General features: G+C 69.7%; 20 protein-coding genes. 14 read left to right on the top strand and 6 right to left on the bottom strand.

Annotated elements, in window-relative coordinates; genetic code table 11:
* Positions 1–7 precede the first annotated feature (7 nt).
* The 3 genes from HD599_RS15605 to HD599_RS15615 are packed head-to-tail and all read left to right on the top strand — an operon-like array spanning position 8 to position 4,816.
* On the top strand, positions 8–925 hold the full coding sequence (locus HD599_RS15605; RefSeq protein ID WP_184239253.1) for a carbohydrate ABC transporter permease: 918 nt from the start codon (positions 8–10) through the stop codon (positions 923–925).
* Positions 925–1,812 carry an aldo/keto reductase gene (locus HD599_RS15610; RefSeq protein ID WP_184239255.1) on the top strand — a complete coding sequence of 296 codons (888 nt, stop codon included), beginning with the start codon at positions 925–927 and terminating at the stop codon, positions 1,810–1,812. The genes HD599_RS15605 and HD599_RS15610 overlap by 1 nt, the downstream gene beginning before the upstream one ends.
* On the top strand, positions 1,805–4,816 hold the full coding sequence (locus tag HD599_RS15615; protein ID WP_184239257.1) for a glycoside hydrolase family 2 TIM barrel-domain containing protein: 3,012 nt from the start codon (positions 1,805–1,807) through the stop codon (positions 4,814–4,816). The genes HD599_RS15610 and HD599_RS15615 overlap by 8 nt, the downstream gene beginning before the upstream one ends.
* On the opposite strand, the gene HD599_RS15620 is transcribed toward HD599_RS15615, so the two are convergent.
* From HD599_RS15620 to HD599_RS15645, 6 genes are all read right to left on the bottom strand, one after another.
* Positions 4,813–5,265, bottom strand: a complete 453-nt coding sequence (locus HD599_RS15620; RefSeq protein WP_184239259.1) for a nitroreductase family deazaflavin-dependent oxidoreductase — start codon at positions 5,263–5,265, stop codon at positions 4,813–4,815. The two genes, HD599_RS15615 and HD599_RS15620, sit on opposite strands and share 4 nt — an antisense overlap.
* A 265-nt stretch (positions 5,266–5,530) precedes the next feature.
* Positions 5,531–6,376, bottom strand: a complete 846-nt coding sequence (locus HD599_RS15625) for an NAD-dependent epimerase/dehydratase family protein (protein WP_184239261.1) — start codon at positions 6,374–6,376, stop codon at positions 5,531–5,533.
* A 106-nt stretch (positions 6,377–6,482) separates the two neighbouring features.
* The gene (locus tag HD599_RS18120; RefSeq protein ID WP_184239263.1) at positions 6,483–6,881 is read right to left on the bottom strand and encodes an AraC family ligand binding domain-containing protein; all 399 of its coding nucleotides are present in this window, start codon (positions 6,879–6,881) and stop codon (positions 6,483–6,485) included.
* A complete protein-coding gene (locus HD599_RS15635) occupies positions 6,881–7,309 on the bottom strand; it encodes a cupin domain-containing protein (protein ID WP_184239265.1) in 429 nt (142 codons plus the stop codon). The genes HD599_RS18120 and HD599_RS15635 overlap by 1 nt, the downstream gene beginning before the upstream one ends.
* 47 nt (positions 7,310–7,356) lie before the next feature.
* A complete protein-coding gene (locus tag HD599_RS15640) occupies positions 7,357–8,181 on the bottom strand; it encodes a phosphoenolpyruvate hydrolase family protein (protein ID WP_184239268.1) in 825 nt (274 codons plus the stop codon).
* Position 8,182: 1 nt separating this feature from the next.
* Positions 8,183–9,439 carry a Tm-1-like ATP-binding domain-containing protein gene (locus tag HD599_RS15645; protein WP_184239270.1) on the bottom strand — a complete coding sequence of 419 codons (1,257 nt, stop codon included), beginning with the start codon at positions 9,437–9,439 and terminating at the stop codon, positions 8,183–8,185.
* A 189-nt stretch (positions 9,440–9,628) separates the two neighbouring features.
* On the opposite strand from HD599_RS15645, the gene HD599_RS15650 reads away from it, so the two are divergent.
* From HD599_RS15650 to HD599_RS15700, 11 genes are all read left to right on the top strand, one after another.
* Positions 9,629–12,226 carry an alpha-L-rhamnosidase gene (locus HD599_RS15650; protein WP_184239272.1) on the top strand — a complete coding sequence of 866 codons (2,598 nt, stop codon included), beginning with the start codon at positions 9,629–9,631 and terminating at the stop codon, positions 12,224–12,226.
* Entirely contained in the window at positions 12,223–13,032 is an 810-nt protein-coding gene (locus HD599_RS15655) for a sugar phosphate isomerase/epimerase family protein (protein ID WP_184239274.1), read from the top strand. Before HD599_RS15650 ends, HD599_RS15655 begins: the two co-directional genes overlap by 4 nt.
* Entirely contained in the window at positions 13,029–14,129 is a 1,101-nt protein-coding gene (locus HD599_RS15660; protein ID WP_184239276.1) for a Gfo/Idh/MocA family protein, read from the top strand. The genes HD599_RS15655 and HD599_RS15660 overlap by 4 nt, the downstream gene beginning before the upstream one ends.
* A 133-nt stretch (positions 14,130–14,262) precedes the next feature.
* Positions 14,263–15,780, top strand: coding sequence for an ATP-binding cassette domain-containing protein (locus tag HD599_RS15665; protein WP_184239278.1), 1,518 nt, complete (start codon positions 14,263–14,265; stop codon positions 15,778–15,780).
* Positions 15,777–16,802 carry an ABC transporter permease gene (locus HD599_RS15670; protein ID WP_184239280.1) on the top strand — a complete coding sequence of 342 codons (1,026 nt, stop codon included), beginning with the start codon at positions 15,777–15,779 and terminating at the stop codon, positions 16,800–16,802. The genes HD599_RS15665 and HD599_RS15670 overlap by 4 nt, the downstream gene beginning before the upstream one ends.
* Positions 16,799–17,860 (top strand): ABC transporter permease, encoded by a 1,062-nt coding sequence (locus HD599_RS15675; protein ID WP_184239282.1) that lies wholly within the window; start codon positions 16,799–16,801, stop codon positions 17,858–17,860. Before HD599_RS15670 ends, HD599_RS15675 begins: the two co-directional genes overlap by 4 nt.
* 37 nt (positions 17,861–17,897) lie before the next feature.
* Positions 17,898–18,938: a rhamnose ABC transporter substrate-binding protein gene (gene rhaS, locus HD599_RS15680; protein WP_184239285.1), complete on the top strand. Its 1,041-nt coding sequence runs from the start codon at positions 17,898–17,900 to the stop codon at positions 18,936–18,938.
* Positions 18,939–19,072: 134 nt separating this feature from the next.
* Positions 19,073–19,411, top strand: a complete 339-nt coding sequence (locus tag HD599_RS15685) for an L-rhamnose mutarotase (RefSeq protein ID WP_184239287.1) — start codon at positions 19,073–19,075, stop codon at positions 19,409–19,411.
* 103 nt (positions 19,412–19,514) lie between these two features.
* A complete protein-coding gene (gene rhaI / locus HD599_RS15690) occupies positions 19,515–20,681 on the top strand; it encodes an L-rhamnose isomerase (protein ID WP_184239289.1) in 1,167 nt (388 codons plus the stop codon).
* A gap of 2 nt (positions 20,682–20,683) precedes the next feature.
* Positions 20,684–22,720, top strand: a complete 2,037-nt coding sequence (locus HD599_RS15695; protein WP_184239291.1) for a bifunctional aldolase/short-chain dehydrogenase — start codon at positions 20,684–20,686, stop codon at positions 22,718–22,720.
* A gap of 13 nt (positions 22,721–22,733) precedes the next feature.
* Entirely contained in the window at positions 22,734–24,155 is a 1,422-nt protein-coding gene (locus HD599_RS15700) for a rhamnulokinase (protein WP_184239294.1), read from the top strand.

Consider the following 24,155-nt stretch of genomic DNA (forward strand, 5'->3'; position numbering starts at 1 on the left):
CAACACCATGACAACCCAGACCGCGATCCCCGTCACTCCCATCAGGTCGGCCGCGCCATCCGGCCCCACCGTTCGCGCGAAGCGCCCCGGCGGCGTCGGCCGCTTCTTCAAGCGCGCTCCCGTGCGCGTGTTCCTCGTCGTGCTCGTGCTCGTCGAGCTGTACCCGCTGTTCTGGCTGCTGATGGGCTCGTTCAAGACGCAGAGCGAGTTCACCTCGAACCCGACCTGGTCGCTTCCGGAGCAGCTGAACTTCGAGAACTACGTCGCCGCCTGGACCACCGGCTCCATCGCCACCAACCTGTGGAACAGCGTCGCCGTCACCGTGCCGTCGCTGTTCTTTATGCTGCTGCTCGGCGTCGCCGCGGCCTACGCGCTCGAGATCATGGTCTGGAAGGGCCGCAACACGATCCTGCTCGCCTTCGTCGCCGGCATCATGATCCCCGGGCAGATGATCCTCGTCCCGCTGTTCACGGTCTACTTCCGCTCGGGCCTGACCAGCACGCTCTGGCCGCTCATCATCACCTACACCGTGATGGGCCTGCCGCTCACGGTGTTCCTGATGGCCGCGTACTTCCGGGCGATCCCGCGCGAGATCTTCGAGGCGGCCACGCTCGACGGCTCGGGCATGATCCGCTCGTTCTTCTCCATCGGAATCCCGATGATGCGCAACGCGATCGTCACCCTCGCCCTCGTGCAGTTCTTCAGCATCTGGAACGACCTGCTCATCGCCCTGACCTTCACGACCAAGAGCAGCCTCGCCACGGTGCAGGTCGGCCTGCTCAACTTCAGCGACGAGTACGGCTCCACCCAGTACGGCCCGCTGTTCGCGGCGATCAGCATCAACGTGGTCGGCATGCTCGTGCTCTACCTGTTCCTCAACAAGCAGATCATGGCCGGACTCGCGGCCGGAGCGGTCAAGGGCTGATGCCGTTCCGACCCATCACGCTGGGTGCGTCCTCCCTCGGAGACAGGGGCGGGGCGGCGGATGTCGCGGCTCTCGCCGACGCCCTGGTGGCGTCGCGCTTCGCCCAGATCGATACCTCGAACAACTACGCCGAGGGTCGCAGCGAGCAGGCGCTCGGTGCCGCGCTGGCCCGCGCCGGCGGGCTACCGGATGGCGCCATCCTGATCACCAAGACGGACTACGACCCGGTAACGAAGGTCTACGACGGCGACCGGGTGAAGCGCTCGTTCGAGGAGTCGCTGACCCGGCTCGGGCTCGAGCGGCTGCCGCTGCTGCACCTGCACAACCCCACGACGATGACGTTGGCCGAGGCGACCGGGCCGGGCGGCGCGATCGAGGCGCTCGTCGGGCTGCGCGAACAGGGGCTCGTCGACGCGATCGGCGTGGCCGCCGGCACCCGCGCGCTGGTCGAGGACTACGTGCGCACCGACGCGTTCGACGCCGTGCTCACCCACAACCGCTACACGCTCGTCGACCGCAGCGCGCAGACCATTCTCGAGCTCGCGGCCGAGCGCGGCATGACCGTCTTCAACGGCGCTCCGTTCGGCGGCGGCATCCTCGCCGACGAGACCGGCACGGCCACGAAGTACGGGTACCGCCCGGCCTCGTTCGCCCTGCACGGCTTCATCGCCAAGCTGCGCCAGGTGTGCGAGCAGTGGTCGGTTCCGCTGCCCGCCGCCGCCCTGCACTTCTCGCTGCGCAACCCGCTCATCCACTCGACCGCCGTGGGTGTGAGCAGCCTCGCGCGCCTGGACGCGCTCGGGGAACTCGCCGCCACGCAGATTCCCGAGGGGTTCTTCGAGGCCGTCGAGAAGCTCGGCACTCCCCCGCTCACCGCGAATGACTGACCACCACGAAACTTTCTCCCCCGGCACCGGCCGACGCCGGCCGCGGGCGGACTTCCTCTCCGACGCCGCGCGCCTGTCCCTGAACGGTCAGTGGAAATTCGCGCTGTCGCCCACGGCGGCGGGCACCGGCCCGGGTTTTACGGACCCGGATCTCGACGACTCGGCCTGGGCCGACATCCGGGTGCCCGCCCACTGGGTCCTCGAGGGCCACGGGCAGCCCCTGTACACGAACACCGCGTTCCCGATCCCGGTCGACCCGCCGCGCGTTCCCACCGAGAACCCGACCGGCGACTACCGGCTCGCGTTCGAGCTGCCCGCCGGGTGGCGCGCTGCCGGCACGGTGCTGCGCTTCCAGGGTGTCGACTCGAGCGGGACCGTCTGGCTCAACGGCGCCGAGCTCGGCCACTCGAAGGGCAGCCGCCTGCCGTTCGAGTTCGACGTCGGCGCGCACCTCGTGCCCGGGGTCAACGTGCTCGCCGTGCGCGTGCACCGCTGGTCGAGCGGCACCTACCTCGAAGACCAGGACATGTGGTGGCTACCCGGCATCTTCCGCGACGTCGAACTGCTCGAGAGACCGGATGGCGCGATCGACGACTTCTTCGTGCACGCCGACTACGACCACCTGACCGGTCTCGGCACGCTGCGGGTCGACGCGGATGTCGCGGGCCTGGTCGATCTGCCCGAGCTCGGCATCCGCGGCCTGCCGACCGGCGCGACCGTCACGGTGCCGGTCGAACCGTGGAGCGCGGAGCTGCCGCGGTTGTACCGGGGCTCGCTACGGGCGGCCCCTGAGTCGGTCCCCGAGCTTGTCGAAGGGCCGAACGCCGCGGGGCCGGTCACTTCGACAGGCTCAGCGACCGGCACTGAGACCATCGCCCTCGCGGTCGGCTTCCGCACCGTCGCGATCACCGACGGCCGCCTGCTCGTGAACGGCAGGCCCGTGTTCTTCCGCGGCGTCAACCGGCACGAACACGACCCCGACCGCGGGCGCTCGCTCGACGTCGAGACGATGCGCCGCGACATCCTGATGATGAAAAGGGCGAACATCAATGCCGTGCGCACGAGCCACTACCCGCCGCACCCCGAATTTCTGCGGCTGTGCGACGAACTCGGGCTCTGGGTCGTCGAGGAGTGCGACATCGAGACCCACGGGTTCATCTACACCGGCTGGGAGGGCAACCCGCCCGCCGTCGCCGAGTGGAAGCCCGCGCTGCTCGACCGGATCGAGCGCATGGTCGAGCGCGACAAGAACCACGCGAGCATCGTGGTCTGGTCGATGGCCAACGAGAGCTGGGTCGGCGACACGTTCGGCGACCTCGAGACCGCCATCCGCGACCGCGACCCGAGCCGTCCGATCATGTACGAGCGCGACCCCAGCTACCAGAACTCCGACTTCTACAGCCTGATGTACCCGTCGCTCGAGGACCTCGAGGCGATCGGCCGCCGCGACGAGGCCCGGCCCGAGAACGTGACCGACGAGCAGGACGCGCGCCGCCGCGACCTGCCCTTCTTGCTCTGCGAATACGCGCACGCGATGGGCAATGGTCCGGGATCGCTGATCGACTACCAACGCATCCTCGAGTCGAGCGACCGGTTCTGCGGCGCCTTCGTCTGGGAGTGGATCGACCACGGCTTCACCTCCCCCGACGGCACCTTCATGATGCACGGCGGCGACATCGAGTTCCGCCCGAACGGCGGGCGCTACTGCCTCGACGGCCTGGTCTTCCCCGACCGCACACCCTCGCCCGGGCTGTTCGAGCTGAAGGCGGCGATCGCTCCCGTTTCCATCGAGGTGGATGCCGCGGCCGGCGTCGCCCGCATTGCGAACAAGCACGACTTCCGCGACCTGTCGCACCTGGCGTTCGACTGGGTGGTGGAGGTCGACGGCCTGCCGGTTGCCCGCGGGTCCCTCGACGTGCCGCCGGTCGCGGCGCGCTCGGCGGTCGACGTGCCGCTGCCCGCGGTCGCCCCGGCGCCCGCGGGAGAAACCTGGGTCACCGTGACGGCGTCGCTCGCGGCCGACACCCCCTGGGCCGACGCGGGCCACGAGGTGGCGCTGGGCCAGGCGCCGATCGACCTTCGGAAGCGGGTTGAGCCCGTCGAAACCCCGACCCGCACCCCCCAGGGTTTCGACAAGCTCAACCCGCCACCTCCCGGTTTCGACACGCTGAACCCGCTTCTCGCCCTCGGCCCCGCGGCCTTCGACCCGCGCACCGGGCGCCTGACTCGTCTCGGCGATCTCGACCTCGACGGGCCGGTGCTCGATGTCTGGCGCGCGCCCACCGAGAACGACCGCGGGCAGGGCCCGCGCAACACGATGGCCGCGACCTGGAAGGCCGTCGGACTCGACCGCCTGCTGCACCGCACCGACAGCGTCGACGCCGACGGCGACCGGCTCACGGTCGTCACCCGCTCGGCACCCGCCGCGCACGGCATCGGCCTGCGCACCGTCTTCGCCTGGACTCTCCGGGACGACGCGCTCGACCTCGCGGTCACCGTGACGCCCGAGGGCATCTGGCGCGATACCCCGATCGGTAACCACGATGTCTGGTTACCGCGCCTGGGCCTGCGCTTCGGCCTGCCGGGCGGCTTCGAGTCGGCCGAGTGGTTCGGCCGCGGACCGGGCGAGAGTTACTCCGACAGCCTGGCGGCATCCCGGGTCGGACGGTTCTCGTCGACCATCGACGCGCTGCAGACCCACTACCCGGTGCCGGAGGAGAACGGCAACCACGTCGGGACGCGCTGGCTCGAGCTCTCGGGCGCCGGCCTGACCGCGTTACGGGTCGAGGGGGCCCCGCACTTCGACTTCACCGCCCGCCGCTGGACGAGCGAGGATCTCGAACGGGCGCGGCATCCGAAAGACCTCTCGGACTCGGGACGCGTCTGGCTCAATCTCGACCACGCCCAGCAGGGGCTCGGGTCTGCGGCGTGCGGGCCGTCGCTGCCCGAGCGCTACCGGGTCGCGCCCGAAGCGACGACGTTCGCCCTGCGGTTCGTGCTCTAGCCGTCGACCGGCTCTTCGATCGGGGTGAGCACGAAGACCGGGATCTCGCGGTCGGTCTTCGTCTGATAGTCCGCGTAGTCGGGGTAGGCCGCGACGGCACGCTCCCACCACGCGGCCTTCTCGTCGCCCTCGATGAGGCGCGAGGTGTAGTCGCGCTTGACGGCGCCGTCCTGCAGCTCGACGTGCGGGTTCGCGAGCAGGTTGAAGTACCAGACCGGGTGCTTCGGGGCTCCGCCGAGGGACGCGACGACCGCGTACTCGCCGTCGTGCTCGACGCGCATCAGCGCGGTCTTGCGTAGCTTGCCCGACTTCGCGCCGACGCTGGTCAGCAGGATGATCGGCATACCGCGCAGGTCGCCGCCTTCCGCGCCATCCGTCGCCTCGAAAAGCTCGGCCTGCTTGCGCGCCCATTCGGACGTGCTCGGTTCGTATTCTCCCAAGAGTGGCATGACTCTATTCCACCACCTACGCGGCCTCCAGCGCGGCGTCATGCCGTGACGACGCTGAGCGACGTCACGCTCGCGGAGGTTTGTCACGGGCGCGCTGAGGTTTGTCGCGCACGCGCACGCACGAACGGGCGCGTGCGAAACAAACCTGCGCGGCGACACGGGGCTGCGCGGCGACACGGGGCTGCGCGGCGACACGGGGCTGCGCGGCGACGCGGGGCTGCGCGGGGCCGCGGCGACCCGGCGCCGCGGGCCGACCCCGCGGCTCTCAGCCCGCGAACTGCTCCCGCCAGAGGTACTCGGGCTCGAAGCCGAGCCGCGACCGCGCCTTGTCGATCGACATCAGCGTCTCGAACTCGCCGAGCTCCTTGGTCACCGGCACCGCGGCGAAGTGCAGCGCGAGCAGCTCGGCCGTCGGCACGGCCGACCCCGAGTCGGATGCCGCGATGTTGTAGACCTCGAGCCCCGGTTCCGCGTGCTCGAGCGCGAGCGAGACGGCGAGCGCGCCATCCCGGGCGTCGATGTAGCTGAACATGAGCGACCGGCGGTAGCCGGGGTCCGCGGCCCGGGCGAAGCTGCCGTACTCGTCCGCCGTCACGACGTTCGTGAAGCGCAGGGCGGTGATCGACAGGGCGGGGTTCCAGCGCACGAGCTGCGCGACCATCGCCTCCTCGAGCACCTTGCCGAGGCCGTAGGTGTTGTTCGCCGCGGTCACCGTCTCGTCGAGCGGCAGGGCGGCCGGCGCCTCGTCGAACGGGAACCCCATCGCCGTGATGCTCGACGCGTAGACGACGGTGTCGATCCCGGCGCGCATCGCCGCCTGGAACACGTTGAACGAGACGGTCAGGTTGTTGTGGAACGTCGTGACGTCGGGCACGAGACCATTGACCGGGATGGCGGCCAGATGCACGACCGCGTCGAGACCCGAGTGCCGCGAGTCGATGCCGAGGAACGCGTCGAGGGTCTGCCCGTAGTCGGTGAAGTCGACGCGCGTGAACCCGGGTCCGGGGGCTCCGGCGATGTCGAGCCCGATGACGTCGTGGCCGTCGGCGCGGAGGCGCTCGACGGTCGCCCGGCCGAGTTTGCCTGTGCTGCCGGTGACTGCGATGCGCATGGGGGTCCTTTGGAGGGAGGTGGATTGAGCTGTCGAAATCTATCGGGTGGGGGTTTCGACGGGCTCGACCCGCTCGAGAGTTTCGATACGGCCGTGGACGACCTGCTCAACCACCGTAGGCCGGGAAGTCGGCGGGCAACGCCGCCGCGGGCACCGCGTGCCCCGCGGCGTCCGTCTCGGTGTGGTGCAGGTGCCCGGTGCGGCCGCCGGACGGGTGCCCGGTCTCGGTGAAGAAGCCCCGCACGGTCTCGTAGACCTCGACGAAGTCGTGGGTGTCGCCCGCGCGCGTGAGCACGATGTCGCCGGCCTGCACGTAGCGTTCCTCCCCCTCGATGAGAATCTTCGCCTTACCCTCCCACAGGAACCACACCTCGTGGTCGTCGTGGAAGTGGCGGTCGAAACGTCCGCCGTCGACGGTGATGGCGAAGCGGCCGATCGTGGCGATCTCGGCCCAGTCGGGCCGATTCTCGGGGTTCAGCCACGATCCGGGTTCGATGACCGGCACTAGTTGCCCTGCGACCAGAGCGGTGCGACTCCGGCGTCGAGGATCACCGCGTCCGGCAGTCCGTCGAGTCCGGTCTCCGCGCCGCCCGGCGTGTAGACGACCGAGAGCCGCAGCGGACGCCACGTCGTGTTGTAGGTCGAGTGCTGGGTGCCCTTCGGGATGTACACGGCGTCGCCCTCGCGGATCGGGAACGCCGGGCCGTCGCCGACGGTCTGCTCGCCCTCGCCCGAGATCACGTAGATGACCTCTTCCTCCCCCGGGTGGTCGTGCGGCGCGTGCCCCTGGCCCGGGTAGATGATCACTTCGCCGACGGTGAGGCCGGCACCCTCGTCGAGGTGCGGGGTGACGAGCCACTTGATGGTGCCCCAGCCGAACGTGCGGGTGGGCACCTCGTCGGGGCGGCGGCCCGCCTGTGCTGATGTGGTCATGGAGTGCTCCTTCACGGTGGTGGCCCTTCGACAGGCTCAGGGACCGGTTAGTTGAACGGGATGGACTTGAAATCGACGAGCTGCTGCTTGATGGCGCGCTCGGTGGGCAGGCGCTCCACCGACGAGGCGCCGAAGAATCCGACGACGCCGGTGGTGTTCGCGAGGATGTAGGCCGCGTCGTCCGGCTCGGCGATCGGGCCGCCGTGGCAGAGCACGATCACGTCGGGGTTGACCGCCGCCGCGGCGTCGCGCATCTGCTGTACGCGGTGCGCCGACTCCTCGAGCGTGAGCGCGGTCTGCGCGCCGATGGTGCCCGCCGTGGTGAGACCCATGTGCGGCACGATGATGTCGGCACCGGCCTCGGTCATCGCGACCGCCTGCTCCACGTCGAACACGTAGGGCGAGGTGAGCAGGTCGCGCTCGGCGGCCAGCCGGATCATGTCGATCTCGAGGTCGAAGCCCATGCCGGTCTCCTCGAGGTTCTGCCGGAAGACCCCGTCGATGAGACCGACGGTGGGGAAGTTCTGCACGCCCGCGAACCCGAGCGCCTTGAGCTCGTCGAGGAACCGTTCCATCACGCGGAACGGGTCGGTGCCGTTGACCCCGGCGAGCACGGGGGTGTCACGCACGATCGGCAGCACTTCGCGGCTCATGTCGACCACGATCTGGTTGGCGTCGCCGTAGGCGAGCAGGCCGCTGAGCGAGCCGCGGCCGGCCATGCGGTAGCGGCCCGAGTTGTAGATGATGAGGAGGTCGACCCCGCCGGCCTCCGCGGCCTTGGCCGAGATGCCGGTCCCCGCGCCGGCGCCGATGAGCGGCTCCCCCGCCGCGATCGTCGCGCGGAACCGCGCGAGCGCTGTTGCCCTGTCCATGTCAGTTCGCCTTTCCGGTGATGAGGTCGTGCAGCGCGTCGGCAGCGCGGCGGGCGAGCCCCGGGTCGTTGATGTTGTGCGGTTCGTCGACGACCGTGACGGAGCTGCCCGCGACGGCGGCGAGCGCGGCGTCGAACAGAGCGTCATCCGCCCCCTCGTCTCTGAACGGCTGGCCGGCGTCGTCGAGGGCGGAGACTCCGCCGCGCGGGATCACCAGCACCGTGGGCGACGTCGCCGCGGCGAGCTTGGCCCCGACGCGGGCACCCAGCTCGGCGCTCTCCTCGGGCGTCGTGCGCATGAGCGTGACCGTGGGGTTGTGGATGAAGAAGAGCCGGTCGTCGAACGCGGCCGGCACGGTGTCGCGCGGTCCGAAGTTGACCATGTCGAGCGCGCCCACGCTGACGACCTGGGGCACACCGGATGCCCCGGCTGCGGTCAGTCGGGACGGCCCGGCCGTGAGGACCCCGCCCACCAGATCGTCGGCGAGCTCGGTGGTGGTGAGATCGAGCACCCCGGCGAGCAGACCGGAGCGGGCGAGCGCCTCGAGGGCGAGGCCGCCCGAGCCGGTGGCGTGGAAGACGAGCACCTCGTAGCCGAGCTCCTCGAGCCGTTCGCGCGCGGCGTCGACGGCCGGGGTCGTGACCCCGAACATCGAAGCGCCGACGAGAGGGCGGTCGTCGTGCGTTGCGGCGGTCGACCGGGCGAGACGTGCCGTCGCCATCGCGGCGATGCCGGCCGCGGCGTTGCCGAGCACCTCGCGCGAGATCTGGTTGATGCCGGCGATGTCGACGACGCTGTACATGAGCGTCACATCGCTGGCCCCGACGTACGGGGAGACATCGCCCGACGCCATTGTCGAGACGATGAGTTTCGGGAGGCCGACCGGCAGGTCGCGCACGGCGCGGGCCGCGATCGCGGAGCCGCCGCTGCCGCCGAGGGCGAGCACACCGTCGAGTCCGTCCGCGGCGAGAAGGTCGGCCAGGACGACGGCCGCTCCCTCGCCCATCGTGGCGGTGGCGAGCCCACGGTCTCCGCGCGAACGGAGCTCGGCGATCGAGCTGCCGGCAGCCTCGGCCACCTGAGACTGGTCGACGGAGATCAGGCCGTCGAAGCCGTGCGGTTCACGGATGCCGGTGTCGACGACCGCGACGCGCACTCCGTGCCGGGCGAGGGATTCGGCGATCCAGCGGTACTCCGCGCCCTTGGTGTCGAGGGTTCCGACGAGGGCGACGATCGCCTCGCGAGTGCTTGCTGCCATCGGTGATCTCCATCGTCGTTGTTGGGTGACCCCATCCTGTTCCAGATTTTGAAACGTGTCAACTCTTGTCCGATTTTTGTCGTGCGTGGTAGAGATTGCGGGTTACTATCGGTTTTGAAACGTGTCAGAACGATGAGCCGTGAGGCACGATTCACCCATTCGCTTCACCGAAAGGACCAGTGCCCAACGATGGTCACACCAGGCGCCGTACGCTTCGAACACCACCGAGAGGCCCTCGGCATCGGTGTCAGCACTCCCCGCGTGTCGTGGAAGACCGTCGCGCCGGCCGGCTGGGTGCAGAGCGCCTACGAGATCGAAACCGCCACCGACGGCGGCACGGTCACGAGCGGCCGGATCGACTCGGACGAGTCCGTGCTGGTGCCGTGGGCCGCCGAGCCGCTCGTCTCGCGCCAGGCGGCGACGGTGCGCGTGCGTGTCTGGGGTGGCGACGACGTCAGCGAGTGGAGCGAGCCGTCGGCCGTCGAGGCCGGACTGCTCGACCCCGTCGACTGGATCGCCGTTCCCGTCACCGGCGACTGGCCCGAGGAAGACTCCGACGACCGCCGCCCGCCGATCGTGCGCCGCGGATTCCGCACGGAGGGCGTGATCGCCGCCGCCCGCCTCTACGTCAGCGCGCACGGCCTCTACGAGGTCGAGATCAACGGCGAGCGCGTCGGCACCGACGCGTTCTCCCCCGGCTGGACCGTCTACCGCGAGCGCCTGCGCTACTACAGCTACGACGTCACCGGACTGCTGGCCGACGGCGAGAACGCGATCGGCGCCTGGCTCGGCGACGGCTGGTACCGCGGCCGACTCGGCTGGCGCGGCGGGTTCCGCAACCTGTTCGGCGACGACCTGTCGCTCATCGCCCAGCTCGAGATCCGCTACGCCGACGGCCGCGTCGATACGGTCGCGACCGACGGCGACTGGAAGGCCGCCCTCGGGCCCATCGTCAGCTCCGGCCTCTACGACGGAGAGACCTACGACGCCCGCGACGAGGTCGACGGCTGGTCCAGCCCGCGGTTCGACGACGCCGGCTGGACACCCGTCGCCACCGGCATCCGCGACCCGGCCACCCTCGTCGCCCCCGAGGGTCCGCCCGTGCGCTGCACGCAGGAGGTCGCGCCCGTCTCGGTGCTGACCACGCCGAGCGGGGCCGCTGTGCTCGACCTCGGCCAGAATCTGGTCGGCCGCCTCCGCATCCGCGTGCGCGGGGCCGCCGGCGACACCGTCACGATCCGCACGGCGGAGGTCATGCAGGACGGCGAGATCTACACCCGCCCCCTGCGCGACGCGAAATCGACCGACGTCTACACGCTCGCCGGGCGCGACGTCGAGGAGTGGGAGCCCCGCTTCACCATCCACGGATTCCGCTTCGCCGAGATCAGCGGCTGGCCGGGCGACATCTCAGAGGCCGTCGCGAACGGCGACATCGTAGCGCGCGTCTACCACTCCGACCTCGAGCGCACCGGCTGGTTCGACAGCTCGAACGCGCTCGTCAACCGCCTGCACGAGAACGTGCTGTGGAGCATGCGCGGCAACTTCGTCGACATCCCCACCGACTGCCCGCAGCGCGACGAGCGGGTGGGGTGGACCGGCGACATCCAGGTCTTCGCGCCAACGGCATCCTTCCTCTACGACGTCTCGGGCATGCTCTCGTCGTGGCTCAAAGACGTCGCCGTCGAACAGCTGCCCGACGGCACCGTGCCCTGGTACGTACCGGTCATCCCCGCGAAGCACATGTGGACGCCCATCCGCCCGGGCGCGGTCTGGGGCGACGTGGCCGTGCTCACCCCGTGGGTGCTCTACGAGCGCTTCGGCGACGCCGGCATCCTCGCCGCCCAGTACGACAGCGCGAAGGCGTGGGTCGACCTGATCGACCGCCTCGCGGGACCCGACCACCTCTGGAACGAGGGCTTCCAGCTCGGCGACTGGCTCGACCCGGCGGCACCCCCGCAGGACCCGGCCGACGCCACCACCGACAAGTACCTCGTCGCCACCGCCTACTTCGCCTGGTCGACCCAGCACCTCGCGAAGACCGCGGCCGTCTTGGGCCGGGTGGATGACGCGGCACGCTACTCCGCGCTGGCCGCCGAGATCCGCGTGGCCTTCGCCGACGAGTACCTGCTGGCCGACGGCCGCATGACGAGCGACGCGCAGACGGCCTATTCGCTCGCGATCACCTTCGACCTGATCCCCGACCCGGGCCAGCTCGACCGGGCGGGGAGCCGCCTCGCCGAACTCGTCGCCGAGGCCGAGAACCGCATCGCCACGGGGTTCGCCGGCACGCCGCTCGTCTCGGACGCGCTCACCCGCGCGGGCGCGATCGACAGCGCATACGACCTGCTGCTCGAGCCCGAGTGCCCGTCGTGGCTGTACCCCGTGACGCAGGGCGCGACCACCATCTGGGAGCGCTGGGACAGCCAGCGCCCCGACGGCACGGTCAACCCCGGCACCATGACCTCGTTCAACCACTACGCCCTCGGCGCGGTCGCCGACTGGTTGCACCGCGTCGTCGCGGGCATCGCCCCGGCGGCACCCGGCTATCGCAGCATCGCGTTCGCGCCCCGGCCCGGCGGCGGCTTCACCCGGGCGTCGGCGCAACACGAGACTCCGTACGGACGCGCGTCGATCGAGTGGCATATCGTGGAGGACGAGCTCGTCGTCGAGGTCGTCGTCCCCACGGGGGCGGATGCCACGGTCGAGCTCCCCGGACAGACGCCGATCCCGGTCGGCAGCGGTTCGCACCGCTTCACCTCCAAGCGCAAGGAAGCACTTACCCCATGAATGCGACGATCTCCCTCCAGCTGTACACGATCCGTGAGGCGCTGGAGGCGGATCCCCGCGCCGCCCTCGCCCGGGTCGCCGAACTCGGCTTCACCACCGTCGAACTCTTCGGCATGGACACCCGCGCCGACGCGTACGCCGCCGGTCTCGCCGAGACCGGCCTCACCGCGGCGAGTGCGCACGCGACCCTCGTCGGCCGCGGCGGGGTCGCGGCCCCCGACTTCGACGCGACCTTCGATCTGGCCGAGCGCCTCGGAGTCACCACGGTCATCGAGCCGTCGACGCCCGCCGCGAGCTGGAAGGACGGCGCCGAGATCGAGCGCATGGCCGACGAGCTCAACGCGGCGGCCGACGCCGCCGCCGAACGCGGACTGCGCGTCGGCTACCACAACCACGACGGCGAACTGCGGGGCCGCGTCGGGTCGGTGAGCGGGCTCGAGTACTTCACCACCCTGCTCGACCCACGGGTCGTGCTCGAGGTCGACGCCTACTGGGTGGTCGCCGGAGGGGAGGACCTCGTGCCGTTCCTCGAGAGAACCGCCGACCGCGTGCGGTTATTGCACGTCAAAGACGGGAAGCTCGAGGGCGACCTCGCCAGCCAGCCCGCCGCCGGAACCGGCGAGACGCCCGACCACCTCGCCACCCAGGTGCCCGCCGGCACCGGTGCCGTGCCGCTCGACGCGGCACTCGCCGCCCTGCCCTCCCTCGAGTTCGCGGTGGTCGAGTTCGACGTCTACTCGGGCGACCTCTTCGCCGGCATCGCCGCCGGCCGCGACTACCTGATCGAGCGGGGGTACGGCGCATGAGCGGCACCGGCCCCGTGGGCGTCGGCATCATCGGCGCGGGCGCGATCAGCGACCAGTACCTGACGAACCTCACCAGATTCCCGGATGTCGCGGTGTTGATGGTCGCGGACCTCGACACCGAGCGCGCCGCAGCCCAGGCCGCCGCGTACGGGGTTCCGGGGTCCGGCACCGTCGACGAGCTGCTCGCGCACGACGGGGTCGAGATCGTCGTGAACCTGACGATCCCGGCCGTGCACGCGGAGGTCTCCACCCGCGCGCTGGAACTAGGCAAGCACGTCTGGAGCGAGAAGCCGATCAGCATCGACCGCGCGAGCGGACTCGCCCTGCTCGAGACCGCGACGCGCACCGGCACGCGCATCGGGGTCGCTCCCGACACCGTGCTCGGCGCGGGAGTGCAGAGCGCGCTGCGCGCGATCGCCCGCGGCGACATCGGCGCCCCGCTCTCGGCCGTCACCGCGTTCCGCGCGCCGGGCCCGGAATCCTGGCACCCGAACCCCGACTTCTTCTTCCAACCGGGCGCCGGCCCCCTGCTGGACATGGGCCCGTACTACCTCACGACGCTGGCCTGCGTCTTCGGCTCGTTCCAGAGCGTGGCTGCCGTCGGATCACGCGCGCAGGCGACGCGGCTCATCGGTTCCGGCCCGCGCGCCGGCGAGCGCGTGCCGGTGAACGTCGACACCCAGATCAACGCCGTCGTGAACTTCGCGGGCGGCGGGGTGGCTCAGAGCGTCTTCAGCTTCGACTCGCCGCTCGTGCAGGTCGGCGTCGTCGAGATCACCGGCGAGACCGGCACGATCGTGCTGCCAGACCCCAACATGTTCGACGGCTCGTCGTTCATCGTGCGCGGCGCCGACCGCACCGAGCTGCCCGCGACCGGGTTCGTCGGCGGCCGCGGTTCGGCCGTGCTCGAGATGGCGCGCGCGATCCGTGGCGGCGGCGACGACCTGCTGCCCGCCGGCCTCGCCTACCACGTGCTCGACACGATGCTGGCGATGGAGGAGTCCGCGTCATCCGGCGCATTCGTCACCGTGGAGAGCGTGGCGCCGCCCGCGCCGCTGCTCGCCGAGGACTGGGATCCGACCGCGCGCACCCTCTGAAAACGTCGTGCCCGGTGTGCTTGACGGCGCACCGGGCGCGCAATAGAGTGGCGTCGTCCGCGAGCCTTAAAACGATTCAACGAAGCCCGCGGCACACAGCATCCATCCCCTCAGCGTCGAGGTTAGGTAACAAGTGTCAGATTCCCCCAGCACCGGAGCGCCCGCGCTCGAACTGCGCAGCATCTCGAAGGCCTTCGGCTCGGTGGTCGCGCTGTCGAGCGCCAGCCTCCGTCTCGAGCGCGGCTCGATCCACGCCCTCGTCGGCGAGAACGGCGCCGGCAAGTCGACGATCGTGAAGATCATCGCCGGCCTGTACCAGCGCGACAGCGGCGACTTCGAGCTCGACGGCGCCAGCGTCGACTTCAGCTCGACCGCCCAGTCGAAGGCGGCCGGTATCGCCGTGATCTACCAGGAACCCACGCTGTTCCCCGACCTGTCGGTCACCGAGAACATCTTCATGGGCCGCCAGCCCACCCTGAGCTTCGGCCGCATCGACCGCTCGCTCATGCGCGAGCAGGCGCTCGGCCTGTTCGCGCGGCTCGGCGTGCGCATCGACCCCGACCGCCCGACCCTCGGTCTCTCCATCGCCGACCAGCAGATCATCGAGATCGCCAAGGCGATCTCGCTCGACGCGACAGTGCTGGTGATGGACGAGCCGACCGCCGCGCTCTCCGGCGTTGAGGTCGACCGGCTCTTCGCGGTCGCCCGCAGCCTGCGCGACGAGGGTCGCGCCCTGCTCTTCATCTCGCACCGCTTCGACGAGGTGTTCGACCTCTGCGACACCGTCACGGTCATGCGCGACGGCGAGTACATCAACACGAGCCCGATCGCCGAGACGACCGTCGACGAGATCGTGCGCCGCATGGTCGGCCGCGACGTCACGACACTGTTCCCCAAAGAGGACGCGGTGATCGGCGACGAGGTGCTCGTGGTCGACGGGCTGACCGAGCCGGGCGTCTTCCACGACGTCTCGTTCTCCGTGCGTTCCGGCGAGATCGTCGCCCTGGCCGGGCTCGTCGGGGCCGGGCGCAGCGAGATCGCGCGCGCCGTCTTCGGGGTCGACCCGTACTCCTCGGGCACCGTGGCCATCAAGGGCAACCGCGTGCCGAAGCGCAACCCGGCGGCGGCGATGCGCCTCGGCCTCGCGCTCGTACCCGAGGACCGCCGCAAGCAGGGTCTCGTGCTCGAGAGCTCGGTCGCCCGCAACACGACCATGGCGATCCGCCGGTCGCTCACCCGGTTCGGCCTGCTCTTCTCCGCCCCGGAAAACCGGGCCGCCGCCGACTGGGCCGGCCGGCTCGAGGTCAAGACCGCGGCGCTCGACACCGAGGTGGGCACGCTCAGCGGCGGCAACCAGCAGAAGGTCGTGCTGGCCAAGTGGCTCGCCACGCACCCCAACGTGCTCATCGTCGACGAGCCCACCCGAGGCATCGACGTCGGCACGAAGGCCGAGGTACACCGGCTGCTCTCCCGCCTCGCCGGACAGGGGCTCGCCGTGCTGATGATCTCGTCCGAACTACCCGAGGTGCTCGGCATGGCCGACCGCGTCCTGGTCGTGCACGAGGGGCGCATCACCGCGTCGATCGACCGGGCGGATGCCACGGCCGAGTCCGTCATGTTCGCCGCGACCCACGAGGAGGTCGTCGCGTGACCACCACCGCCACCGCACCCGCCTCCCGCGTGGGCTCCGTTCTCAGCTCGTTCATCAAGGCCCGCGAAACCGGCATCCTGCTCGCCCTCGTGCTCATCGTCGTCGTGACCACGGCGAAGAACCCGAACTTCCTCTTCAGCAACGACGGGTTCCGCGACCTGCTGCTGACGCCGTCGATCCTGCTGCTCGTCGCGGTCGGCCAGGCGATCGTCATCATCACCCGCAACGTCGACCTGTCGGTCGGGTCGGTGCTCGGCCTCACCGCGTACCTGACGGGACGCCTGTTCATCGACATTCCCGGCATCCCGATCATCGTCGTCTTCCTCGCCGGCCTGGTCTTCGGCGGCCTGCTCGGTCTGATCAACGGCGCCCTCGTGGCCTTCGCCAAGGTGCCGGCGCTCGTGATCACGCTCGGCACGCTCTACGCCTACCGCGGCATCAACGTGCTCTGGACCGGCAGCGACCGCATCAACGCCTCGGACATGCCGAAGCCGTTCCTCGCGCTCGGCACGCAGTCGATCCTGTTCATCCCGGTGCTCACGATCATCGCCGTCGTGGTGCTGATCGTGGCCGGCTGGTACATGCGCAACCAGCGCGGAGGCCGCGAGTTGTACGCCATCGGTTCAGACCCGGATGCCGCCAACCTCTACGGTCTGGGCGTGACACGTCGCGTGCTCGTGGCATTCGTGGTGTGCGGTGCCCTCGCGGGACTCGCCGGCGTGCTCTACGCGGCCCGCTACGGCACGGTCAACTCGCAGGCCGGCAGCGGCTTCGAGCTCGAGGCCGTGGGTGCCGCGGTCATCGGCGGTGTCGCGATCTTCGGCGGCAGCGGCACGGTCTGGGGCGCGGCCATCGGCGCGTACCTGCTCTTCACCATCAACCGGGCGCTGCCGATCCTCGGCGTGCAGGACTTCTGGCAGCGCGCCGTCGTCGGCGTGCTCATCATCGGCGCCATCGTGCTCGACCGGCTGCTCGCGCTTCGACAAACCCGCAAACTCGTGGAAGCGAGGGATTCCGAATGACGTCCTCACTCACCGGCGCCCCCGCCAGCACCCGCTCCTACAAGGACTACTCGCGCCCGCTCTGGCAGCGCGTGCTGCTCACCCGCGAGGGCGCGGTCTACGCGGCCCTCATCATCGTGATCGTCGGCGCCACGGTGAGCGTGCGCAATTTCGGCAGCCCCATCACCATGACCTACCTGCTGCTCGACGTCACCCCGATCCTGCTCATCGCGCTGCCGATGACGCTCGTCATCATCACCGGCGAGATCGACCTCTCGGTCGCGAGCGTCGTCGGGCTATCGAGCGTCACCCTCGGCACGCTGCACCAGGCGGGGCTGCCGATCGAGGCGGCCGGAGCCGTGGCGATCGTGGTGGGGGCTCTCGCGGGAGCGCTCAACGGGTTCCTCATCACGGTGGTCGGACTGCCGTCGCTCGCGGTGACGATCGGTACTCTCGCGCTCTACCGCGGTCTCGCGGTCGGCCTGCTCGGCACCACCGCGGTCACCGACTTCACCGAGTTCTGGACCGACCTCGCCAAGTCGAAGATCGGCTCGACCGGCGTGCCGAGCGTGATGATCCTGTTCGTGATCCTGCTCGTCGTGTTCGCGATCGTGCTGCACTTCACCCCCTTCGGCCGCGGCATCTTCGCCATCGGCCTCAGCCCCGAGGCGGCGCGGTTCTCCGGCATCCACGTGGAACGCACCAAGTTCATCCTGTTCGTGCTGAGCGGCACGATCTCTGCCGTCGCCGGCATCTTCTACACGCTGCGCTTCGGCAGCGCCCGGGGCGACAACGCGACGGGCCTCGAACTCTCGGTGATCGCCGCCGTGCTGCTCGGCGGCGTCTCGATCTTCGGCGGGCGCGGCGCACTGCACGGCGTCATCGCCGGTGTGCTCCTCATCGGCGTGCTCGGCAGCGCACTGCGGCTCGCGAACGTCACCTCCGACGTCATCAACATCATCACGGGAACGCTGCTCGTCGCGTCCGTGGTGTCGACAAGCGTCCTGGCCTGGCTGCGCACCGCGCGCGCCCGACCGGGCGGAACAAACCGCGCACCATCGGCTACCACCAAGAGCTAGTGCGGTTCCACCACCACATTCACAAGGGAGAACAAAGATGTTGTTTCAGAAGAATTCGGGCCGGGTCGGCGCGTTCGCAGCCCTCGCGGTCACGGTAGCGCTCGTCGCCACCGGTTGTGCGGCCGGCGACGACGGCGGAGACGGGGGCGGGGGCGGCGACAGCGGCAACCTCGCCATCACGTTCCTGCCGAAGAACCTCGGCAACGCCTACTTCGACACCTCCGACAAGGGCGGCGAGACGGCGATCGAGGAATTCGGCGGCACCTACGCCGAGGTCGGGCCGTCGGAGGCCAGCCCCGACGCCCAGGTCAGCTACATCAACACGCTCACCCAGCAGGGCGTGGGCGGAATCGTCGTGTCGGCCAACGACCCGACCGCGATCTGCGACGCCCTCAACGAGGCGCGCGACAACGGCGTCAAGGTCGTGACCTTCGACTCCGACACCGACGTCGAGTGCCGCGACATCTTCATCAACCAGGCCACCAGCGAGGGCATCGCGAAGATCCAGGTCGACCTCATCGCCGAGCAGATCGGCGACGAGGGCGAGATCGCGATCCTCTCGGCGACGGCAAACGCCACGAACCAGAACGCGTGGATCGACCTGATGAAGGAAGACCTCGCGGCCAACCACCCGAACATCACCCTGGTCGACACCGTCTACGGCGACGACGACGACCAGACCAGCTTCGACAAGACGGCGGCACTGCTGCAGACGCACCCGAACCTCAAGGGGATCATCTCCCCGACGACGGTCGGCATCGCGGCCGCGGCCCGCTACCTGCAGACCTCGGAGTTCAAGGGCACGGTCGCACTGACCGGTCTCGGCACCCCGAACCAGATGCGCGACTACGTCGAAGACGGTACGGTCACCGCGTTCGCACTGTGGAACCCGGCGGACCTCGGCTACCTCGCGGCCTACGCCGCGAAGGCACTCATCGAGGGTGACATCACCGGCGAGGTGGGCGACGAGTTCAGCGCCGGCGAGCTCGGCGACTTCACCGTCGAAGAGGACGGCACGGTCCTCCTCGGCGACCCGTACACGTTCGACGCCGACAACATCGGCGAGTTCGACTTCTAGACCGTTACAACATCCGGTGGTTGAGCGCGGTGGAGCTATGAGAAACGCGCCAGCGTTTCTGCGACCCCAGCGCCGACCGAGCCTGCGAGGGAGGGTGATACCTCCCTCGCAGGCCACACAAACGAAAGGCCCCCATGACCCAGCGCATCTGCTTCCAGCTCCAGGTGAAGCCCGACCACATCGAGGCGTACACCGAGGCGCACGCCGCCCTCTGGCCGGACATGCTCGAGGCGCTGAAGGCGACGGGCTGGAACAACTACTCGATCTTCATGCGCGACGACGGGCTGGTGATCGGCTACTTCGAAACGGAAGACCTGCAGGCGAATCTCGACGGGATGGCGGCCACCGAGGTCAACGCCCGCTGGCAGGCCGCGATGGCCGACCACTTCGTCGGAATCGACCGCCCCGCCGACGAGGCGTTCAACTACCTGACCGAGGTGTTCAACCTCGACGACCAACTGGCGAAGCTCTGATTGTGAAACCCCGCACGACCAACTACAGTACTTATTGAAACGATTCACTCCGGCGGGCGGCGGATGCCGCGGACCGGGTGACCACAACACGGAAAGAATTCCAATGGTGCAATTCAGCGACATTTCGTCCGCGCTCGAAACCCAGGTCATCGAGCTCCCCTCCTGGGCCTTCGGCAACTCGGGTACCCGGTTCAAGGTGTTCGGAACCCCGGGCACACCGCGCACGATCCAGGAGAAGATCGCCGACGCGGCGCAGGTCAACCAGTACACGGGCCTCTCCCCCAAGGTCGCGCTGCACATTCCGTGGGACAAGGTCGACGACTACTCGGCGCTCCGCGACTACGCGGCCGACCTCGGCATGCAGCTCGGCACCGTGAACAGCAACACGTTCCAGGACGACGTCTACAAGTTCGGCTCGCTCACGCACACCGACCCGAAGATCCGCCAGAAGGCGATCGACCACCACTTCGAGTGCATCGACATCATGCACGCCACGGGGTCGCAGGACCTCAAGATCTGGCTCGCCGACGGCACCAACTACCCGGGCCAGGGCGACATCCGCGGCCGTCAGGACCGCCTCGCCGACTCGCTCGCCTCGATCTACGCCCGCATCGGCGACGACCAGCGCCTCGTGCTCGAGTACAAGTTCTTCGAGCCCGCTTTCTACCACACCGACGTTCCCGACTGGGGAACCTCGTACGCCCAGGTCTCGGCCCTCGGCGAGCGCGCCCTCGTCTGCCTCGACACCGGCCACCACGCCCCGGGCACGAACATCGAGTTCATCGTCGCCCAGCTTCTGCGCCTCGGAAAGCTCGGCAGCTTCGACTTCAACTCGCGCTTCTACGCCGACGACGACCTGATCGTCGGCGCGGCCGACCCGTTCCAGCTCTTCCGCATCCTCTACGAGGTGATCCGCGGTGGCGGCTACGGACCCGAGTCGACCGTGGCCTTCATGCTCGACCAGTGCCACAACGTCGAGGACAAGATCCCCGGACAGATGCGCTCCGTGCTCAACGTGCAGGAGATGACGGCGCGTGCGCTCCTCGTCGACCCCGCCGCGATCAAGGCCGCGCAGGACGCGGGCGACGTGCTCGGCGCCAACGGCATCCTCATGGACGCGTTCTACACCGACGTGCGGCCGGCCCTCGCCGAGTGGCGCGCGGGACGGGGACTGCCCACCGACCCGATGGCTGCGTACGCGGCATCCGGATATCAGCAGAAAATCGCCGAAGACCGCGTCGGCGGCGCACAGGCAAGCTGGGGAGCATAGCCATGACGAACGAGACCGCAGCGCAGCTCATCGCGCGCTCCAACCGCCTGGGCTCCGACCCGCGCGTCACCAACTACGCCGGCGGCAACACCAGCGCCAAGGGCACCGAGACCGACCCCGTCACCGGCGAGCCGGTCGAACTGCTCTGGGTCAAGGGATCCGGCGGCGACCTCGGCACGCTGAAGGAAGCCGGCCTCGCGGTCCTTCGCCTCGACCGCGTGCGCGGGCTGAAAGACGTCTACCCCGGCGTCGAGCGCGAGGACGAGATGGTCGCCGCATTCGACTACACGCTGCACGGCAAGGGCGGCGCGGCGCCGTCGATCGACACCGCGATGCACGCGCTCGTCGACGCCGACCACGTCGACCACCTGCACCCCGACTCGGGTATCGCGTTCGCGACCGCCGCCGACGGCGAAGAGCTGACCGCGAAGGCGTTCGGCGGCAGGGTCGCGTGGGTCGACTGGCGCCGACCCGGCTTCCAGCTCGGGCTCGACATCGCCGCGATCAAGGAGGCGAATCCCGACGCGATCGGTGTGATCCTCGGTGGCCACGGCATCACGGCCTGGGGTTCCACGTCGGACGAAGCGGAAGCCAACTCGCTCTGGATCATCGAGACAGCGGAGGCGTACATCGCCGAGAACGGCAAATCGCACCCCTTCGGCGAAGACCTGCCCGGCTACGGTGCACTGCCCTCGGCCGAGCGCCTCGCCAAGGCCGCGGCCCTCGCCGCCCACCTGCGCTCGATCGCGTCGACCGACAAGCCCCAGGTCGGCTCGTTCACCGACGCCGAGGTCGTGACCGACTTCCTCGGGCTCTCCGAGCACCCGCGTCTCGCGGCCCTCGGCACGAGCTGCCCCGACCACTTCCTGCGCACCAAGGTCAAGCCGCTCGTGCTCGACCTGCCCGCGTCGGCCTCGGTCGAGGAGTCGATCGCGCGCCTCGACGAGCTGCACGAGCAGTACCGTGCCGACTACCAGGCCTATTACGACGCGTACGCGACCCCTGAGTCCCCAGCCATCCGCGGCGCCGACCCGGCCATCATCCTCATCCCGGGCGTCGGCATGTTCAGCTACGGCGCGAACAAGCAGACGGCCCGCGTCGCCGGCGAGTTCTACATCAACGCCATCAACGTGATGCGCGGCGCCGAGGCGATCTCGACCTACGCGCCGATCTCCGACGAGGAGAAGTTCCGCATCGAGTACTGGTCGCTCGAGGAAGCGAAGCTCCAGCGCCTGCCGAAGCCCAAGCCGCTCGCCGGCCGCATCGCGCTCGTCACGGGAGCGGCATCCGGAATCGGCAAGGCGATCGCCACGCGTCTCGTCGCCGAGGGCGCCTGCGTCGTCATCGCCGACCTCGACCTGCAGAAGGCTCAGGATGCCGCGGCAGAACTGGGCTCGACCGATGTCGCGATCGGCGTGCAGGCGAACGTCACCTCGGAGGAGGACGTGCAGGCGTCGGTCGACGCCGCGCTGCTCGCCTTCGGCGGGCTCGACCTCGTGGTGAACAACGCCGGTCTCTCGCTGTCGAAGTCGCTCCTCGAGACCACGGTCGCCGACTGGGATCTGCAGCACGACGTGATGGCGAAGGGGTCCTTCCTCGTGTCGCGCGCCGCGGCCCGCGTCTTGATCGACCAGAAGCTCGGCGGCGACATCATCTACATCTCGAGCAAGAACTCGGTGTTCGCCGGGCCGAACAACATCGCGTATTCGGCGACGAAGGCCGATCAGGCGCACCAAGTGCGGTTGCTCGCGGCCGAGCTCGGCGAGTACGGCGTGAAGGTCAACGGCATCAACCCCGACGGAGTGGTGCGCGGTTCCGGCATCTTCGCCGGCGGCTGGGGCGCCAAGCGCGCGGCGGTCTACGGCGTCGACGAGGAGGACCTCGGCAAGTACTACGCGCAGCGCACGCTGCTCAAGCGCGAGGTACTGCCCGAGAACGTGGCGAACGCGGTGTTCGTGCTGTGCACGGGCGACCTCAGCCACACGACCGGACTGCACATCCCGGTCGACGCCGGCGTGGCCGCGGCCTTCCTGCGATGAGCACGGGTCTCCGATGACGACCGCGGTCGCCGCCGTCGACCTCGGCGCGACGAGCGGGCGGGTGATCCTCGGACACGTCTCGGCGAACGAGCTGAGCATCCGCCCGGTCGCGCGGTTCCCGAACACGCCGGTGCGCACGATAGACGGCCTGCACTGGAACATCCTCGAGCTGTACCGCAGCGTCGTCGCGGGCCTCGGCGCCGCGGCCCGCGAGGAGCCCGCGATCGCCAGCATCGGCATCGACTCCTGGGCTGTCGACTATGCGCTGCTGCGGAACGGCCGCATGCTCGGCGTTCCGTACCACTACCGCGACGAGCGCAACAACGCCGCGGTCGAGGCGGTACACGGACTCGTCACGCCGCCCGAGCTCTACGCCGCGAACGGCCTGCAGTTCCTGCCGTTCAACTCGCTCTACCAGCTGACCGCCGACCGGCTGGCCGGCAGCCTCGATGCAGCCGACGGCGTGCTGCTCGTGCCCGACCTCCTCGGGTACTGGCTCACCGGCCGCAAAGTCGCCGAACGCACCAACGCGTCGACGACGGGACTCGTCAACATCGCCACCGGCGAGTGGGACGCGGCCCTGCTGCGGCGGCTCCAGCTGCCGGCGTCGCTCTTCCCCGAGCTGGTGGATGCCGGCACGAGGATCGGTCCGCTGCTGGACGACGTCGCGCGCGAGATCGGCATCGACCCCGCGACGGGTGTCACCGCCGTCGGGTCGCACGACACGGCATCCGCTGTTCTGGCAGTACCCGCGCAGACCGAGGACTTCGCGTACATCTCCTGCGGCACCTGGGGGCTCGTCGGCGTCGAGCTCGAACGACCCGAACTGTCGGAGGCCGGACGTCTCGCCAACTTCACCAACGAGGGCGGCGTCGACGGCACGGTGCGCTATTTGCACAATGTGATGGGCCTCTGGCTGCTGAGCGAGTCGGTGCGCGAGTGGGAGCGGGGCGCGACCCCGATCTCGTTGCCGGCGCTGCTCGCCGCGGCATCCGCCGTCACCGTCCCCGTTGCCGTCTTCGACGCCAACGACCCCAGATTCCTGACTCCCGGCGACATGCCGGCCCGCATCGCGGAGTGGTGCCGCGAGAACGGCGCCGTCGTGCCCGGGAGTCAGGCCGAGTTCGTGCGCAGCATCATCGAGAGCCTCGCGGCGGCGTTCGTCGACGCGGTGCGCACGGCGTCGTCGCTGTCGGGCAAGCGAGTGTCGGTGATCCACATCGTGGGCGGCGGCTCGCAGAACGAGCTGCTCTGCCAGCTGATCGCCGACCGCAGCGGGCTGCCCGTGCAGGCCGGGCCGGTCGAGGCGACCGCGATCGGCAACGTGCTCGTGCAGGCGCGTGCCGCAGGCCTCGTCGACGGTTCGCGCGCGGCGATGCGGGCGCTCGTCGCGGCCGCGTTCGAGGTGCGCACCTACACGCCACAGGCGCTCTAA

Origin of the sequence: Conyzicola lurida (assembly GCF_014204935.1) — a bacterium.
GTDB classification, from domain to species: domain Bacteria; phylum Actinomycetota; class Actinomycetes; order Actinomycetales; family Microbacteriaceae; genus Conyzicola; species Conyzicola lurida.

Excerpts from the sequence above, each read along its gene's own strand:
- HD599_RS15700 (WP_184239294.1), top strand. The coding sequence starts at position 22,734 with ATGACGACCGCGGTCGCCGCCGTCGACCTCGGCGCGACGAGCGGGCGG.
- HD599_RS15615 (WP_184239257.1), top strand. The coding sequence starts at position 1,805 with ATGACTGACCACCACGAAACTTTCTCCCCCGGCACCGGCCGACGCCGG.
- HD599_RS15685 (WP_184239287.1), top strand. The coding sequence starts at position 19,073 with ATGACCCAGCGCATCTGCTTCCAGCTCCAGGTGAAGCCCGACCACATC.
- HD599_RS15620 (WP_184239259.1), bottom strand. The coding sequence starts at position 5,265 with ATGCCACTCTTGGGAGAATACGAACCGAGCACGTCCGAATGGGCGCGC.
- HD599_RS15610 (WP_184239255.1), top strand. The coding sequence starts at position 925 with ATGCCGTTCCGACCCATCACGCTGGGTGCGTCCTCCCTCGGAGACAGG.
- HD599_RS15660 (WP_184239276.1), top strand. The coding sequence starts at position 13,029 with ATGAGCGGCACCGGCCCCGTGGGCGTCGGCATCATCGGCGCGGGCGCG.
- HD599_RS15655 (WP_184239274.1), top strand. The coding sequence starts at position 12,223 with ATGAATGCGACGATCTCCCTCCAGCTGTACACGATCCGTGAGGCGCTG.
- HD599_RS15635 (WP_184239265.1), bottom strand. The coding sequence starts at position 7,309 with ATGACCACATCAGCACAGGCGGGCCGCCGCCCCGACGAGGTGCCCACC.
- HD599_RS15605 (WP_184239253.1), top strand. The coding sequence starts at position 8 with ATGACAACCCAGACCGCGATCCCCGTCACTCCCATCAGGTCGGCCGCG.
- HD599_RS15675 (WP_184239282.1), top strand. The coding sequence starts at position 16,799 with ATGACGTCCTCACTCACCGGCGCCCCCGCCAGCACCCGCTCCTACAAG.
- HD599_RS15625 (WP_184239261.1), bottom strand. The coding sequence starts at position 6,376 with ATGCGCATCGCAGTCACCGGCAGCACAGGCAAACTCGGCCGGGCGACC.
- HD599_RS15695 (WP_184239291.1), top strand. The coding sequence starts at position 20,684 with ATGACGAACGAGACCGCAGCGCAGCTCATCGCGCGCTCCAACCGCCTG.
- HD599_RS15645 (WP_184239270.1), bottom strand. The coding sequence starts at position 9,439 with ATGGCAGCAAGCACTCGCGAGGCGATCGTCGCCCTCGTCGGAACCCTC.
- rhaI (WP_184239289.1), top strand. The coding sequence starts at position 19,515 with ATGGTGCAATTCAGCGACATTTCGTCCGCGCTCGAAACCCAGGTCATC.
- HD599_RS15640 (WP_184239268.1), bottom strand. The coding sequence starts at position 8,181 with ATGGACAGGGCAACAGCGCTCGCGCGGTTCCGCGCGACGATCGCGGCG.
- rhaS (WP_184239285.1), top strand. The coding sequence starts at position 17,898 with ATGTTGTTTCAGAAGAATTCGGGCCGGGTCGGCGCGTTCGCAGCCCTC.
- HD599_RS15650 (WP_184239272.1), top strand. The coding sequence starts at position 9,629 with ATGGTCACACCAGGCGCCGTACGCTTCGAACACCACCGAGAGGCCCTC.